Below are 17,784 nucleotides of genomic sequence, written 5' to 3'. Positions count from 1 at the left end.
ATAAACAATTTACTAGTTGGGGGTAATTACGGTGAAAAAAGTATTAATTGATCAGGTTGGATTTTTGCCTGAAAGTGCCAAGAAAGCGGTGCTTACTTTTGAAACGCCTGAATTTGAAGTGATTTCAGATCAGGGGGAATCTGTCTTTAAGGGGGATGTAACACACTTTGGAAAAGATGAGATATCTGGTGAAGACACTTACGTGGCGGATTTTTCAGAACTAAAGGAAAATGGCAGATACAAGGTATTGGCTGGAGGAGAAGAGAGCCTTACATTTGAAATATCTGACAGAGTTTATGATAAACTCATGAAAGATATCTGTAAATGCTTCTATTTCCTTCGTTGCGGAGATGCTCTTGATAAAGAACATGCAGGTAAGTATTACCATAAGCCCTGTCATATGAGTAAGGCCACTGTCTATGGGGAGGATGTTCCACCTGTTGATGTAACAGGCGGATGGCACGATGCCGGAGACTATGGCAGATACTCTACAGCCGGAGCTGTGGCTGTTGCACATCTTCTCTATGGCGTAAGATTTTTTGATAATCTTCTTAAGGTTGAGTTTGATATCCCTAAGGTTAAGGGTGATATAGGGAATCTGCCTGATATTCTGGCTGAGGTCAAGGTTGAACTTGATTTTCTTATGAAGATGCAAAGAGAGGATGGATCAGTATGGCATAAGGTAACAACCTTTAATCATGCAGATTTTATTATGCCCGAGGATGATAAAAACGAGCTTTTCCTCTTTGCAACGTCTTCAATTGCTACAGCTGATATAGCAGCTGTATTTGCTCTAGCCCATACAATCTACAAGGATTATGACAAGGCCTATGCAGACAAGCTAATGGAGAAATCTCTTCTTGCTTATAAGTGGCTTTTGGATAATCCCAAGGAGAAGCTTTTCTTTAACCCTGAAGGTTCTAATACTGGCCAGTATGACGAGGCTGAAGATGGCTCTAACAGATTTTGGGCTGCTTGCGCTTTGTACGAAGCAACATCAGATGGCAAGTACTATAGCGATGCCTTAGAACTTAGAAACAGAGTAGAGGAGTTTGATAAAAAGGCTGAGAATAAGCTTTATCACTGCGGAGTTTTTTCAAGCCTTGGCTGGGCTGAAGTTGCCGGACTTGGATGTATGTCCCTTATTCTTAAAAAAGAGGATAATGCTCTTACAATGCAGGCTAGGAAGTATTTCTTTGATGAGGCTGACAGGTTATGTGATGTAGCTTCAAGAAATGGATTTAATCTGTGTATGGCCAAGGAAGACTTTATCTGGGGCAGCAACATGGAACTTCTTAAATACATGATGGTGCTTAGTGTTGCTAATACTATGAGTTTCAAACAAGAGTATTATAATGCTATCACTTCCGGACTTGACTATATTCTTGGCTGCAATAGTATGGATATCAGCTATGTTACAGGAAACGGAGAGAAGGCCTTTAAGAATCCTCATCTTCGTCCGACAGCTGTAGATGATATTGAAGAGCCATGGCCAGGACTTGTATCTGGTGGACCAAATTCAGGGCTTCATGATGAGCGTGCTCAGAGCCTTCGCGGTCAGAACCTTCCTCCAATGAAGTGCTATTTAGATCACGTAGAGTGCTATTCACTTAATGAGATCACTATTTATTGGAACTCACCACTTGTATTTGTTATGGCTGGGCTTCTTTCTACAGTAAACGCTAGATAAATCTTCCGTTTACTATATAGCCTTAGGCAGATAGCAAATAATAGAGTGAATTAGATAATTATTTAGATAAAAAAAGAGAATCTTTTCATTAGTTTAACTGAAAAGATTCTCTTTTACTTTTTAGAAAGATGTGGATCCTCTCTTAATGAGCTCACCTGAGAAAATGGTTTTCTGAGGCATCTCGTTGGATGAGAGAGTACCTATAAGTGTCTTGACCAGCTGAATACACATATCTTCAAGACGGTTGTCAATAGAAGAAATAACTGGTTCTGAGCACTTGGTTAAAATGGAATTATTATATCCGATTATCTGAAGATCCTTGGGAACATTGATGTTATTTGCTCTTGCAAAATTCATTGCTCCAACTGCAAGGAAATCATCACTGGTAACAATACCGTCAAACCTGATTCCTTTTTTATAAAGGTTTTCAACAAAGTTTTTTACACCATCTATATCTTCATGGCTTCCCTTAAAACACTGCTGCATTTCCTTTTTAAGAGGAATGTCGTGTGTGAGTAGAGCGTTCTGGAATCCTGCAAGCTTCTTGAGACCTGAATATGAATTACTATTGTATAAGTAAAGGATATTCTTGAGCCCGGCATCAAGCATTTTCTCTGTGGCGTCCTGAGTTGCCTTGTAATCATCGCAAAGGGTGCAATAAACATTAGGACAGTCAAAGTCAGCATTCAACAGCATTATAGGTACAGAAGCAGAAGCATCCTTGACATACTGATTGTCTTCTGCATTGTTCATGATAAAGTTAGAACCTACCATTACAACACTGTCAACATGCTGAGAGAGCAGGAGATTAAGGGACTCTTTTCTGGCGTTCATATCATATCCGGTACAGCACAGAACAGAGTGATAACCATTCTCTCTAAGGTTCTGCTCAATGAAGTAGATTGCCTTTGCAAGATAAAGGTCGGAAGCATCCGCGCACAGAATACCAATTGTCTTCATGGAATTAAGACCAAGACCTCTTGCAAAAGCATTGGGCTTATAGCCATACTGTTCGATGATGTCCATTACCTTTTTCTTGGTACGTGGCTTAACGTTAGTGCTACCATTTAATACTCGTGAGACAGTGGCAATTGATACGCCAGCTTTTTTGGAAATATCATAAATTGTCATCTGATTACTCATATTATTATCTCGTTTCTAAAGGAAATTTGAAATATCTTACTGCATTATTATAGGAAATATCAGCAGCAATCTCTCCGAGAATATCAAGATTCTCTTCTGGATATTCACCGTTTTCTACGAAGTTTCCGAGGAAATTGCAAAGAATTCTACGGAAGTAATCGTGTCTTGTATAGGAAGTAAAACTTCTGGAATCTGTGAGCATTCCAACAAATCCTGAAAGGTTTCCTGATTCAGCAACAGAAGCAAGCTGATCTTCCATACCCATCTTAGTATCGTTGAACCACCAGGCACTTCCCTGCTGAATCTTGGCTACTACAGGGCCTTCGTTGAAGGCGTTGAGGGTTGTGTTGATAATCTTGTTATCATTAGGGTTAAGGCTGTAAAGAATAGTCTTAGGAAGGCTCTTCTTACAGTGGAGAGCATTGAGGAAATCAGCAAGCTCACCCATAGGATAGTAAGCGTCAATTGTATCAAAACCAGTATCAGGACCAAGCTTCTCAAACATAGGAGTGTTGTTATCACGCTTACAACCAAAGTGAAGCTGCATTACCCAATCTCTCTTGGCAATTTCTACACCTTCAAAGAGCATGAATGCTGTCTGATACTTAAGATCTTCTTCATAAGAAAGATCCTGGCCAGCAAGTCTCTTGGCAAATATAGCCTCAACTTCTTCATCTGTAGCAGGGCGGTACATTACATACTCAAGAGCATGGTCAGTAACATTGCATCCCTTTGAAGCAAAGAAGTCAAGTCTTACTCTAAGAGCCTCTTTAAGGCTTGCGAATGAATCAACCTTAACACCACTTACCTTGGAAAGGGTATCAAGATATGAAACGAATTCTGGCTTTCTGATATTCTTGGCCTTATCTGGACGCCAAGCAGGAAGAACCTTAACATCAAAAGAAGTATCTTCCTTGATCTTGTCGTGCCATTCAAGGCTATCTACAGGGTCATCAGTTGTGCAGATAAGTGTAACGTTACTCATCTTGATAAGTTTACGCACACCCATGTCTGGCTGCTGAAGAACCTTATTACAGATATCGTATACTTCCTCAGCTGTCTTTTCATTGAGGACTCCGTTGTAACCAAAGTACTTACGAAGCTCAAGATGAGCCCAGTGATATAATGGATTGCCTACGGCTTTGCCAAGGCACTTTGCAAACATAAGGAATTTATCTTTGTCTGAAGCATCCCCGGTCATATATTTCTCATCAAGACCAAATGCTCTCATAAGACGCCACTTATAGTGATCACCACCAAGCCAAACCTGAGTGATGTTGTCAAAATGACGATCCTCAGCAATTTCCTTGGGGCTGATGTGACAATGATAATCGAGAATAGGCATGTTTTCAGCATAGTTGTGATAAAGCTTTTTAGCAGCTTCACTCTGAAGCAAAAAGTCTTCATCCATGAACTTTTTCATCCCATTTACCTCCGAATTTTATTAAATTAAGTAGTTATTAGCAAGTGAAACTAGTCCTACAAGACTTACAAAATGTAAAAAAATATGTAAGCGATTTCATAAAAATAGACAAAATTATTATACAAGACGAACCTAGTAAATACAATAGAAAAATTTGTTGACTCTAGGCATATATGATTATATATTGGAATTGTAAACGCTTACATTATGTAACAAAAATGAAACAAGGGGTAGGTTATATGAGCAGATTTTTACAGATTCATCCAGAAGATAACGTTGTTGTATGTTTGGAGCCTCTTTCACAGGGTGAGAAGATTACTCTTTCAGATGGAAGAGAGATTGTAGCATTAGATGAAATTCCTGCTGGTCACAAGATAGCTATAAAGGATATTGGTAATAATGAGAATGTGATCAAATATGGATATGCTATCGGTCATGCTACAGAGGGTATTAAGGTTGGCAGATGGGTTCATACTCATGATATCAAGACTAACCTTGAGGGAATCCTTGATTATAAATATGAACCAGATACTAAAGATATAGAAAAAAAGATTGCGCAGATGGGCACCAAGAAGAGAACATTCCAGGGCTTTGTAAGAGAAAATGGCAAGGTTGGAATTAGAAACGAAGTATGGATCATTCCTACTGTTGGATGTGTCAACAACATTGCTACAGCCCTTGCCAAAAAGGCAAATGAATTTGTTAAGGGAAGTGTTGATGAAGTAGTTGCCTTTACACATAACTATGGCTGCTCACAGACAGGTGATGATCAGGAACACACAAGAACAATACTTGCAGATCTTATCAATCATCCAAATGCTGGAGGCGTTCTTGTGCTTGGGCTTGGCTGTGAGAATAGTAATATTGATGTATTAAAGCCATATATAGGTAATGTTGATGAGTCCAGAGTTAAGTTCCTTGTTTCTCAGAAATCAGATGACGAGATGGAAGAGGGCCTTGAACTTTTAAAAGAGATCATTGATGTTGTTTCCAATGATAAAAGAGAAGAAGTGGATGCTTCAAAGCTTGTTATAGGCCTTAAGTGCGGTGGAAGTGACGGCTTTTCAGGGATAACAGCTAATCCTCTGGTTGGTAGAATTTCTGACAGGATAGTAGAGTGTGGTGGTACATCTATTCTTACAGAAGTTCCAGAGATGTTCGGCGCAGAGACTATCCTTATGAATAGATGTAAGGATGAGGCAACATTTGATGCCACAGTCAGCATGATCAATGGATTTAAGGATTATTTCACCAAACAGGGCGAACCTATCTATGAAAATCCATCTCCTGGAAATAAGGCAGGCGGTATTACAACACTTGAAGATAAGTCTCTTGGTTGTACTCAGAAGTCTGGAGATTATCCTGTCATGAATGTTCTTGAATACGGAGAGAGGACAGATGTAAAGGGGCTTAATCTTTTATGTGCTCCTGGCAATGACCTTTGCGCTGCGACAGCACTTGCAAGTGCAGGAGCTCAGATAGTTCTTTTTACAACAGGAAGAGGAACACCTTTTGCATGCCCTGTTCCTACTATGAAGATTGCAAGTAACAATACAATCGCTGACAAAAAGAGTAACTGGATTGACTTTAGAGCAGGACAGATACTTGAGGGAAAGAGTTTTGAAGAACTAACTGATGATCTTTTTGACAAGATCCTGCGTACAGCTTCTGGCGAAAAGCTAAAGAGCGAACTTGCGGGCTTCCATGATATGGCTATATGGAAGAGAGGAGTAACCCTCTGATAATAAATGTAAGGACTTACGGAAAAATAAGTGCATTATGCATGTTGTTTATTTTGTAAGCAATAATTGACAAAAGTAGAGCATTATGTGATTGTTTTTATTTTGTCAAATATACAAAGTGCACAAATGGAAACCGGTTACATTGTGTAAACTGTTGTATAAAACAACGTGTGATTTTACGTTCGTTCACAGTTTATTAAAAAAATTGTTGTGATTTTTTACATGTAAGCACTTACGGAAATGCAGTAAAAACGGCACTTCCCGAAAAAAGTGTACAACTTTGTTACAAATCCTACAAAATTCGTGCTTGCAAAGGTTTTAAATACATGATAAAGTACGTACATAAGCAAGTGAAAACGCTTACATTTTTAAATTCAAAAATCATTATTGGGAGGAACAAAATAATGAAAAAGAAAGTTTTATCATTACTTCTTTCAACAGCAATGGTAGCTTCTCTTGCAGCTTGTGCTTCAGAGACACCTGCAGACACAACAGAGCCAACTCAGGCAGCTGGCGAAGCAACTCAGACAGAAAATGCTGGCGAGACAGCAGCTGCTGAGGACTTTAACCTTGAGACTCTTAACATTGTAGTTGATGGAACACTTACAGCTACAGTAGAGAGCGGACAGAAGGAATTCGAAGAGCAGTGGGAAGCTGCAGTAGCTGAGAAGCTTGGTCATCCAGTTGATCTTGTTATCAACCAGCTTGATCACTCAGACTATGCTGGAACAGTATCTCGTCTTCTTACAACAGGTGAGGTTGGCGATGGCTCTTATCCAGATGCTCTTATCATGAGCGCTACAATGCTTAGACAGTACCAGACAACTGGACTTCTTTGGGATATGGCTGATGCTTATGCAAACGCAGAGTTCCAGTCACGTATCACACTTCCTACAATCAACGAGAACATGAAGGACAAGGAAGGTCACCTTTACGGATTTGCTCCTACATATGGTAACGGATGTGTTACTTACATCAAGAAGTCATGGCTTGATGCAGTAGGAATGAAGGTAGAAGACATTAAGACATTCGATGATTACTATGCAATGCTCAAGGCATTCACAGAGAATGATCCTGATGGAAACGGATCAGCTGGTACATACGGTGTTATCGCAGCTGGTTATGGTAAGCTTGATGAGGCTCCATACATCAACTATATGCCAGAGTTCTGGCAGGGCGCATATCCTTCATTCTATCAGAAGGATGGCGTATGGGTAGATGGATTCCAGGAGCAGGCTACAATCGATGCTCTTGCAAGACTTGCACAGGGTGTTGCTGATGGCGTTATCGATCCAGATACAGAGGAAGCTGGAACAAAGCAGGCTCGTGAGAAATTCTTCTCAAACGATCAGACTACATCAGAAGGTGTATTCACATACTGGGCTGGTACATGGCTTAGAACACTTACAACAAACATGGAGAAGCAGGAAGTTGACAACGATCTTGGTGATGACAGACTCGTTCAGCTTGCTCCTATCCAGGAGATCAAGGATACATGGGGCGGATACCTTAACAGAGAAGCTCCTGTATGGGTAATCACAGATGATCAGGATGGCAATTCTGCTCGTGAGCAGGCTATCTTCGATGCTCTTCTTGAAACAATGCTTGATGGTGACAAGGTTCAGACACTTTGGACATATGGTGCTGAGGATGTTCACTGGTCAACACATGCAGAAGAGTTCACAACAAATGCTGATGATCCTGAGAAGAAGAAGGACTACTCTTATGAAGAGGGTGAGTTCCACCTTAAGCAGGCTCCAAATGATCCTAATTCTGTATGGAAGAAGAACCATCTTGATCCAGTTCTTGTAATTGCACCTCTTACTAACGGATACGTTGATAACGATGAGCTCGTACAGGCTGGTAACAAGTTCTTCACAGAGAACTGTGTTGATGCTCCTGCAGCAGCTTCTTGCGATACTCTTACAGAGAACGAGGCAGCTCTTGTAGAAGAGAAGACAACACTTATGAAGCAGGCTATCGCTGGTGAGATCACACCTGAAGAGGCTATTGCTCAGTATCAGGCTGACTTTGGCGATATTGCTCAGCAGATTGTTGATGAGCTTAACGCTCAGTAATTAGCATATAGCTAATAAAAGTTTGACTTTTTCCCATCCTCCGAGGGAAAAGCTCTTTTGGAGGATGGGATTTTTTTGAAAAAAAATAAAGATTTGATATAATATAATAGTAAAAAAGTAACGATTTATTGTGAAAGGAATAGGATGCTATGAGTAAGAAACAAAATGTTACTACTACATCCACTGGTGCTCCTATCAATCAGAAACCTCTCGGTACACGTATCTGGAACAACCGTGGATACTATTTGATGTTTCTTCCGGTACTAGTTTTTGTAATCATCATATATTATTGGCCTATGCTTGGTGTTAGATATGCTTTCTACCAGTATAAGCTTAAGAACATCACATGGGTTGGTCTTAAGAATTTCGAGACAATGTTTTCTAAGAAGGAGTTCTGGACAGCCTTCACAAACACTTTGCAAATATCTATAACGAAGCTGCTTATCACAACCTTTACATCAGTTCTTGTTTCAGTATTTTTGAACGAGATGCACAATATGTTTGCAAAGAAGTCTTTACAGACTATCATATATCTGCCTCACTTCATGTCTTGGGCAGTAGTAGCAGCTATTTTCCAGTTGTTCCTTTCAACTTCATCAACTGGTTTTGTAAATGAAACACTTAAGGAATGGGGACTCATTTCAAAGAGTATCGATTTCCTTCATTCACAGACTCTGTGGAGACCAATTTTCTACTTGATCAATATTTGGAAAGAGACAGGTTGGGGAACAGTTATTTTCCTTGCAACACTTTCCGGTATTAACCCTGAGCTCTATGAAGCTGCTGATATTGACGGTGCTTCTAGACTTCAGAAAATCTGGTATGTAACTGTACCAGCACTTATGAATACGGTAATTATCGTACTGATCCTTAACCTTGCTAAGGTTCTTAACCTTTTTGAATCAGTATTCGTTTTATATAACAACCGTGTATTTGGTGTTTCCGATGTTATTTCTACATACGTTTACCGTCAGACTTTCCTTACTGCCATACCTGACTATGGCTACACAACAGCAGTTGGTCTGTTCAAGTCAATCGTTGGTTGCGTGCTTGTTCTTGTATGTAACTATGCTAGTAAGAAAATCCGCGGACGTGGAATTATTTAAGGAGGGAACATTATGGCACAGGCTAAACAGGCTCAGATGCGTGTAAGAGCCAAGAAAAATAAGGTTCACGTATTTGATGTTGTTAACTATGTAGTATTCGTTATCATTGCTTTGATCGTATTGATCCCTATTTGGAAGGTTGTAGTTGACTCATTTAACTCAGTAGGAGTTTATAAGTTCAAATTATGGCCACAGGATTTTACCTTTAACGGATACCTCACAATCTTTACAACAGTTAGATTATATAGACCATTCATCAATTCAGTTGTTACAACTGTTCTTGGTACATTGCTTGGTCTTATACTGTCAACACTTGGAGGATATGTACTTACTCAGAAGGATATGCCAGGAAGAAATGCACTTTCATTTTTCCTTCTTTTCACAATGATCTTCTCTGGTGGTATGATTCCTGAATACCTTGTTATGAGACAACTTCACCTTGTAGATACAATGTGGATCCTGGTTATCAAGCATGGTATGAACGTATATAACCTTGTACTTATGAAGAACTTCTTCGAAGGCATTCCTGAGTCTCTTTTTGAGGCTGCTGAGATTGATGGATGCTCTCCTATGGGAATCTTCTTCAAGATAGTACTTCCTCTTTCCAAGGCAGCTCTTGCATCAATCGGTCTTATGTATGCAGTTACTGTATGGAATGACTACAGCACAGTTCAGATTTATATTACAAACCCTGATCAGGTTAACTTCCAGTACAAACTGAGGGTTATGATCATGGATGGTGATACACCAACAACAGCATACAAGGTATCTCAGAATACATTGTATTATGCAGCTATTATTGTTGCGATCCTTCCATTCATGGCAGCTTATCCATTCCTTCAGAAATACTTTGTACAGGGTGTTAATGTAGGAGCTGTAAAAGAGTGATCATCATTTAAATCATATAGAGAGAGAAATTGTTTACAATTTCTCTCTTTTTTTATACAAGGAGCGAGGCAATAATGAGACATATATTTTGGGCTGGAGATTCAACAGTAGCCTGTAATAAATTTGGTACCTATCCGCAGACTGGAATTGCTCAGGCCTTTGACAGGTACACAAAAATGGATGTAGCAATCTGCAATCATGCTGTTAATGGCAGGAGTACAAAAAGTTTTATTGACGAAAGCAGACTTGCCGCTATATATAACGATATAACAAAGGGGGATTTTCTTTTTATCCAGTTTGGGCACAATGATGAAAAGAAAAATGATCCTAAAAGATATACAGATCCACATGGCGAATTTATCGTAAATCTTGGAAAGTTCGTGAATGTTGCCCGCAATAAAGGTGCATTTCCAGTATTTATTACCTCGGTGGAGAGAAGACTCTTTGATGAAAATGGAAAGCTTAAGCCATCGGAACATACTGAGTATGTCCTTGGGATGAAGGAGGCAGGCGAGAAGTTTGATGTGCCTGTGGTAGATCTTTTTATTATGAGCAGAAACTTTCTTGAAAAAACAGGAGATGAAGCTTCTAAAAAGTACTACATGAATCTGGAACCTGGTGAAGTTTCCTGGGCAATTGAAGGAAAAAAGGATAATTCACATCTTCGCTATGAAGGAGCACTTCTCTATGCGGGAATGATAGCAAAGGGACTTGCAGACCTTGGAGAGCCTTATTCTACGCTAATTGCCGATACTGAGTATTTAAAAGAGACCTACGATATTGAGATAAATGGTTAATGGGGAGAAATAAATGAAATATAGAAATCCTATTCTTTTTGCTGATTATTCTGACCCTGATGTTATAAGAGTGGGGGATACTTATTATATGACTGCCAGTAGTTTTAACTATACACCTGGCCTTCCTATTCTGATATCCAAAGATCTTGTAAACTGGGAACTTGCTTCTTATGCCCTGGAAAATATTAAGGAAAAAAGATATGACATTCCAAGGCATTCAGAGGGAGTGTGGGCTCCAGCTATCAGGTATCATGATGGAATGTTTTATATTTATTATGGAATGCCGGATGAGGGCTACTACGTAGTTAGGACTTCTGATCCCTTTGGAAAATGGGAGGAACCTGTTTGCATCCTGGAGGGAAAGGGGCTTATTGATCCATGTCCGTTTTGGGATGATGATGGGAAAGCTTATGTTATTCATGGCTATGCCAAGAGCAGGATTGGATTTAAGAGCATCCTTGGCATATTTGAGCTTAGTAGTGATGGACTAAAGGCGATTTCAGAGGACCATTTTATCTTTGATGGTAATGATAAGGACCATCCTGCAGTGACTATAGAAGGGCCTAAGGTTTACAAACGTGATGGCTATTATTACATTTGGGCTCCTGCGGGAGGCGTTAAGTTTGGCTATCAGGTTGTTCTTAGAAGTAAGAATATACGCGGCCCCTATGAGATAAAAGAAGTAATGCATACAGGAAGTAGCTGCATAAACGGACCTCACCAGGGAGGACTTGTTGATACAGTAAATGGAGATGAGTGGTTTATTCATTTTCAGGACAGGGGAATGTATGGAAGAATCTGTCATTTGCAGCCTGTAAGTTGGGAAAGCGACTGGCCTATTGTTGGCGTTAACCCTGATGGAGATAAGGTTGGAGAGCCTGTATTTGAGCATGAAATGCCCTGGACTACTGATGAAACCTGTAATAGCAATATCATAAACTTTAATTCAAAAATATACGCCAAAGAAGCACCGGGAAAAGGAAAAATAGATGATCTATCTTCGGATAGTTTTACAGATGGCAAATACAATCTTTCATGGCAATGGCTTGGCAATCACTATGAGTATTTTACAAGAATCATAGATTCAAATAATGGAAATACAATGTCTTTAAATGATGATGATATAAGAAAAGATAATCTATGCCTTAATGCTCTTAATCTTTCGGGAGATGACACTCCAATAATATGGAAGAGCCCTAATGTACTTACACAGAAGATTGTCTATCCTATGTTTGAGACTATAGTAAGGTTAGATGCTACAGAGCTTAAAGCTGGCGAAAAGTGTGGCGTTTGTATGACAGGCGGACAGTATGCAGGAGCTTTTATTAAAAGAGAAAATGATAATAAGTATACTGTAAGAACGATAAAAAGTGATGGTGGAGATTTTGATAAAAAAGAGATAGTGCTTGCTGAGTTCGATTTTGAAGAAATGTGCAGAGAAAGAGGTATTTCTCTGGATGAAGGCCTTAAGGACATCTCTTTTGATCTTGTCTTTGATTGTGATGACAGTAGTGTAACTTCTGATAGCATGTATTTTGCAAATGTTGAGGATAAGACATATGTTCCTGATCTTAAGATCTATCTTTTGATTGGAGATAAAAATGAAAAGGGTATAGATCTTGGCATTAAATATACCCCTTCTGACCACACATGGGTTGGAGCCAAGGTAGGAATCTTTGCTCTGTCAGATAATAATTGTGACCTTGATAAATGCGGATATGCAAGATTTATGTCTGTAACTACAACCAAGTTATGACTGTTGTTTTACAGTATTAAAGAAACTGCGATGCATTTAGATTTCTTGAAAGCAGATTTGGAGAGGCAAAATGGATGTTGGAAAGATAAGTATATACGAAGCTGCTAAAAATGGTGATTTTGAGCTTGTTAGGTGGATTGTTGAATATTCAAGGGCAAGTCTTAATGAATTTGATGACAAACATAGGACAGCGCTTTTTTATGCCGCAGTTTCAGGCCATCCTGAGATGTTTGAATACCTTGTAGACAGATGCGGACTTGACCCTATTATGGGTGATAAAGATCTTATCACGCCATGGGATCTGGTTCGTTTTAAGATAAAAGAAATTGAAGATAGCAGCAATGCTAGTGATAGTAATGAACTATTAAATAATCTTAGGAAAATAGAAAAATTTCTTGAGGAAAAATATGGCCATAAATATGAGGATTTTTATAGAAATCCCATCAGAACAGGCTTTTATCCTGATCCATCCATATGCAGGGTAGGTAGTGACTATTATATGGTCAATTCTTCTTTTATCTTTTTCCCTTGCATTCCAATTTCTCATTCAAAGGATCTTGTGCACTGGGAAATTATAGGTCATGCCATAACAGATCCTAAATGGGCACAGCTTGATGAACTTGAGGGAGGCCGCGGATACTGGGCGCCGGATATTAGCTACTATGAGGGGAAGTTTTATATTGCAGCTACTTATAGACACAATGACTCAGGACCTGTCTATAGGAGACAGATGGTTGTATCATCTGACAGACCTGAAGGTCCTTATAGCGAGCCGGTTTTCATCGAAGAAGATGGTATAGACCCAGGGCTTTTTAATGATGACGATGGCAGACGCTATATGTTATTAAATCGCGGAGCAAGGATATTTGAGCTTGATGAAACTGGAACAAGGAAGATATCTGATGCAAGGCTACTTTATTATGGCAGTAACAAAAGAGCTCCTGAAGGTCCTCATATTTACAAAAAAGATGGCTATTACTACCTTCTTCAGGCAGAGGGTGGAACAGGACTTGGCCATAGGGTTACAGTGGCAAGAAGCAGGGAACTTTTTGGCATTTATGAGCCCTGTCCCTATAATCCAATAATGAGACAAAATGATGAAGGCGGAGCTATTCAAAGATGTGGACATGGAGACCTTGTTGAAACTCAGGATGGCCGATGGTTTATGGTATATCTATGCGGCAGGCAGATAGGGGATGGCTATAGCATTCTAGGAAGAGAGACCGCGCTTGACTCTGTTACCTGGACAGCAGATGGATGGCCAATTGTAAATGGACTTAAGGGGCCTTCCTGCATGCAGATAAAGCCTTTTAATAATAGCGATACTAGTATCCAACGCCAGACTTATTCTGAGAATGATGAAGCTTGTAACCTTTCTCCTTGCGGAATTCCTTTGGATTACATGACCCCAAGAGCTTTTTATCCTGGTGATATTGTATATAGAGATAATGAGTTTATTATTAAGGGAAGCAAGGCCCCGCTTAGTAGTGTAGATAGTAGAAATATTGTACTTAGAAGACAGGAAGATTTTAAGTTTAAATATAGCGTGATATTAAGTACTTTCGATTTAAAGGAAGGTCAGAGTGCTGGAATAACAGGCTACTACGATGAAAATACATATTTGGAGTTTGGAATAGTAAGGAAAAACGGTAATTTGTTTATTTATTCAAATGAGCATATTGGAACAGAGGATCATTCCTTTTACGGAAATGAACTGCTAAGCGAGGAATTACTTGGCATTGAGCTTTTAATGACTACGGATAAGCTTGTAAGAACCTTATCTTACAGACTACTTCCTTCTTCAGAATTAACTACATTTAATACACTTTCTGATGTATATTATCTTTGTGATGAGGGGTATCATATTGGTAAAAGATTTACAGGAGCTCTAATTGGTATGTATGCCTACGGAGGAACAGAGGAACTTACAGCTGTCTTTAAGGCTCCTGCTTATATCAGCCAGTAAAAGATATAGGTGCCAAAAGTAAATTTGACATCATTTTAGAAAATAATTTACACGAAAGGATACCAAAATGCAGATAGGAATCAGATTTCATGACACAGTGGAGCTTCCCTTCGAGGAAAGATTACAGGAGATTAAGAGACAGGGCTTTACCTGCACACATATTGCACTTTCAAAAGTGCCGGGATTTACCGCAAATACAGATGCACTTACGCCTGGATATGCAATGTATATGAGAGATGCATTTAGAAGAGCAGATCTTGATGTTGCCGTACTTGGCTGTTATCTTAATCTGGCTACTCCTGATGAAAAGGTTCTTAAGGCAACTCAGGATAAGTACATGGCTCATCTTCGTTTTGCTTCCCTTATGGGAGCTGGAATGGTTGGAACAGAGACTGGTGCTCCAAATGTAGATTATCACTACGACAAGGAGGCTTGTCACTCACAGGAAGCTCTTGATATTTTTGTAAATAACTTAAGACCTGTTGTATCATATGCCGAGAAAATGGGCGTTATACTTGCTATTGAGCCAGTTTACAGACATATAGTATGGAATCCTAAGAGAGCAAGAGAGGTTCTTGATAAGATAGGCTCTCCAAATCTTCAGATTATCTTTGATCCTGTTAACCTTTTGTGGACAGATAATTTTGACCAGAGACAGGAGGTTTTTGAGGAAGCAATTGATTTTTTGGGAAAAGATATATGTATGATCCACTTAAAGGATGCAGTGATAGAGGGTGATAGCGTAAAGAGTATGGCCTGCGGCCTTGGAGATATCAACTATGACGCTGTTGTGAAGTTTGCAGTTGAGAAAAAGCCTTTTATCCATGCTACACTTGAAGATACAAAACCTGATAATGCTGTTGCAGCAAGGGAATTTATACAGAATATAGAGAAAAAATATAAGGCTTAATAATATAGAGCCGCTAGATGGCAAGACCTTCTAGCGGCTCATATAGTAGAAAGGCTAAGGATTTTTGACTTGATTTGATGTCAATAGATTTCAAGCTTTGAAAAAATATTTAGCTTCGTAGATATTCAATTTGCTTTGTTACAGCCTCTGGAATTGGAATATCATCTTTTTTTAGCTTAGCTACAATATTTGACACTGGTTTTGCAAGATTCTGTATTCTAGTATTGTAGTGGCTTATAAGCTCAGTGTACTGAGGATTATCAGCAATCTTTTCCCTTAACTCTTTTGAAAAAGGACAGAAGGTAAAGAGAATTTCTCTTGCAACCTTATTGAGTCTTGGGGATCCGGCGGCCTCAAATTTGGTATATGCCAGATAGTCTGCAATGAACATATTTTTATAATTGTTATTGTATTTCTTTAAGTCTGTTCTTAACTTCTCCTTCATATCTGATGATAGAGAAGGATTCTTTTTATAGAACTGAAGGTAATCGCAATACATGGAGGTAAGAGATGGATCAGTAACATCATTCCAGTGCACGCCTTGTTCAGTTTTGCACATTTCCCATCTGAATTCTGCAAAAAGCTTTATCATACATTCTTCGGTATTCTCAGTATTAAAGATGGAGACTACCATTCTTGCAGGCGTTCGTCTGTTTTTACCCTCAATTTCCTGCCAGAGAGCAGCTCTTGATCCCACATTAGGCAAAAGAATCATATATGGCGTGATGTCTTCTGAGTAGTGAAGCTGGGTTATGCCAATTTCAGGGTTTGAATAGACAGCAGATCTGCAAAATACACCATAGTCCAGATTCCTGATCATCTTATAGTAGTCATTTATTTTAGTTACTGTAAGATAAGCCATATCAAGCGGGCGCAGTACATTTTGAGCGTCAAAAACTGGAACAAAGGATGATATTCTGCCAAAGGTCATTCTGTTTCCAAGACCAAAAAGATTATGAATCTCAAACTGAAGTCTGCTAGTAGGGTCATTTGTCATAAGCTCTACCTGAGCCTGGTTTAACTGCCCGGTGCTTTTTTGCTCTCGAAGATAGGTAGGCCAGTCCTGGTCAAATTCGTTTCTGGAGGGCTCGAGTTCAAGATTATATATTTTAAGTAGCCACTCATAGATTGTAAGAACTTTTCCATCAGGATCCGGAACATATGCTTTGGCCATGTTGTATAGAATCTGTGTATTTTTTTCTCCAGCAAGCTCTTCGTCTACAAAACCAAACATAAAGAACATTTTAAGCTCTATTGGAATATTATTGTCATTTAAACTTTTAATATAGGCAGGAGTGTATACATCGTAGAAGGTAGAACCAATGCTTCTTCTGAGTGCTCTTGCTTCATCTGATGAATCGTAGCGGTTATTGTTGGCTTTAAATTCAGATAACTGTTCTTCAAATTTGGCAGCTATCTCTGGTGATACACCAGAATACTCAAGAATTGTATTAAGAGCGTTGACAATGGTCACTACAGAACCATCGCCATTATTGTTTTCCAGATCATTTAACTTGGCATTTATAGCCTTCATTGTATTAGCAAAGGTTGTAGTTGTTTTCTTTAAAGTGTTTCTATATTGTATCAGGTGCTTGGATTCCTCAGAAATCTTATGAAAGATAGTATAGGAGGACATAACAACACCAGTAGCTATTTCGATACTTAGAGGATACAGGGATTTTTTTAAAGATGCTTCATTGGCTTTTAATGCTCTGACAAAGTCAAATGCCCAATCTTTTATATTGTCGCTTTTTTCAGGAGGTTCAATAGTTTCTATTTCTGGAAATGACTTGGCTATTTCTCCTACCTTTATACAAAGGGCAGGGTAGTCGTTGTAATCAGAGATTATCTGCTCATATTCTGACAGGGCATCTTCAAATTCTTTTTCAAAGATGTCGCAGCATTTAAAGGCAGATTCAACAGATTGAGCAGCGAGAATAGGGGCTATTTTTGGATTTGAACGAACTACATTGGGAATATCATCGGCGTTGTCATAAGGATAGGAATAAACTGAAGTCTCTTCGAGGGCTTCAATCGTATAGTTATATGGAGTTCCTGGAGCTTCAACTATGCCTATGAAACTGCCAACAGACAGCGTAATAGAAGTGAACTGATTAGAGATTTTAAGGCTTCCCTTAACGAGAACCTCGATTGTTTCAACAATATCTGATCCAGCCTTGTGCAAAATCTGACCTTTTTCTAGTTTGACAAGCCCCATATGTAACCTCCGGACAGGTGCGATGTGTTGTTAAATCGTATACACATTAATGGTAACACGTTGAATT

At 39.1% G+C, this 17,784-nt stretch carries 12 protein-coding genes; 9 read left to right on the top strand and 3 right to left on the bottom strand.

The window, feature by feature from the left end; translation table 11 throughout:
* Positions 1 to 31: 31 nt before the first annotated feature.
* Positions 32 to 1,690: a glycoside hydrolase family 9 protein gene (locus G631_RS0101405; protein ID WP_026487912.1), complete on the top strand. Its 1,659-nt coding sequence runs from the start codon at positions 32 to 34 to the stop codon at positions 1,688 to 1,690.
* A 120-nt stretch (positions 1,691 to 1,810) separates the two neighbouring features.
* On the opposite strand, the gene G631_RS0101400 is transcribed toward G631_RS0101405, so the two are convergent.
* A complete protein-coding gene (locus tag G631_RS0101400; RefSeq protein ID WP_242829041.1) occupies positions 1,811 to 2,833 on the bottom strand; it encodes a LacI family DNA-binding transcriptional regulator in 1,023 nt (340 codons plus the stop codon).
* A gap of 4 nt (positions 2,834 to 2,837) precedes the next feature.
* A complete protein-coding gene (gene uxaC, locus G631_RS0101395; RefSeq protein WP_026487910.1) occupies positions 2,838 to 4,256 on the bottom strand; it encodes a glucuronate isomerase in 1,419 nt (472 codons plus the stop codon).
* A 239-nt stretch (positions 4,257 to 4,495) separates the two neighbouring features.
* Here uxaC and G631_RS0101390 point away from each other — a divergent pair, with 239 nt between their 5' ends.
* The 8 genes from G631_RS0101390 (at position 4,496) to G631_RS0101355 (ending at position 15,499) form a co-directional block, all read left to right on the top strand.
* Entirely contained in the window at positions 4,496 to 5,998 is a 1,503-nt protein-coding gene (locus tag G631_RS0101390) for a UxaA family hydrolase (protein WP_026487909.1), read from the top strand.
* Positions 5,999 to 6,402: 404 nt separating this feature from the next.
* Positions 6,403 to 8,076, top strand: a complete 1,674-nt coding sequence (locus tag G631_RS0101385; RefSeq protein WP_026487908.1) for a hypothetical protein — start codon at positions 6,403 to 6,405, stop codon at positions 8,074 to 8,076.
* A 149-nt stretch (positions 8,077 to 8,225) separates the two neighbouring features.
* Positions 8,226 to 9,182 carry an ABC transporter permease gene (locus G631_RS0101380; protein WP_026487907.1) on the top strand — a complete coding sequence of 319 codons (957 nt, stop codon included), beginning with the start codon at positions 8,226 to 8,228 and terminating at the stop codon, positions 9,180 to 9,182.
* Positions 9,183 to 9,194: 12 nt separating this feature from the next.
* The gene (locus tag G631_RS0101375) at positions 9,195 to 10,070 is read left to right on the top strand and encodes a carbohydrate ABC transporter permease (protein ID WP_081671179.1); all 876 of its coding nucleotides are present in this window, start codon (positions 9,195 to 9,197) and stop codon (positions 10,068 to 10,070) included.
* Between the two features lie 74 nt (positions 10,071 to 10,144).
* Positions 10,145 to 10,867, top strand: a complete 723-nt coding sequence (locus tag G631_RS0101370) for a rhamnogalacturonan acetylesterase (RefSeq protein WP_026487905.1) — start codon at positions 10,145 to 10,147, stop codon at positions 10,865 to 10,867.
* A 13-nt stretch (positions 10,868 to 10,880) separates the two neighbouring features.
* Complete coding sequence (locus G631_RS0101365) at positions 10,881 to 12,623, top strand: glycoside hydrolase family 43 protein (protein ID WP_026487904.1); 1,743 nt, start codon at positions 10,881 to 10,883, stop codon at positions 12,621 to 12,623.
* A 70-nt stretch (positions 12,624 to 12,693) separates the two neighbouring features.
* Entirely contained in the window at positions 12,694 to 14,589 is a 1,896-nt protein-coding gene (locus G631_RS17630) for a family 43 glycosylhydrolase (RefSeq protein WP_051196706.1), read from the top strand.
* Positions 14,590 to 14,656: 67 nt separating this feature from the next.
* Positions 14,657 to 15,499, top strand: a complete 843-nt coding sequence (locus G631_RS0101355; RefSeq protein WP_026487903.1) for a sugar phosphate isomerase/epimerase family protein — start codon at positions 14,657 to 14,659, stop codon at positions 15,497 to 15,499.
* 109 nt (positions 15,500 to 15,608) lie between these two features.
* On the opposite strand, the gene G631_RS19810 is transcribed toward G631_RS0101355, so the two are convergent.
* Positions 15,609 to 17,717, bottom strand: coding sequence for a cyclic nucleotide-binding domain-containing protein (locus G631_RS19810; protein WP_051196704.1), 2,109 nt, complete (start codon positions 17,715 to 17,717; stop codon positions 15,609 to 15,611).
* Positions 17,718 to 17,784 lie beyond the last annotated feature (67 nt).

The sequence above is a fragment of the Butyrivibrio sp. XBB1001 genome (assembly GCF_000424505.1).
Classification (GTDB): Bacteria; Bacillota; Clostridia; order Lachnospirales; family Lachnospiraceae; genus Butyrivibrio.
The sequence above is the reverse complement of the archived record's forward strand: the minus strand, read 5'-3'. Positions and strand labels throughout refer to the sequence as shown.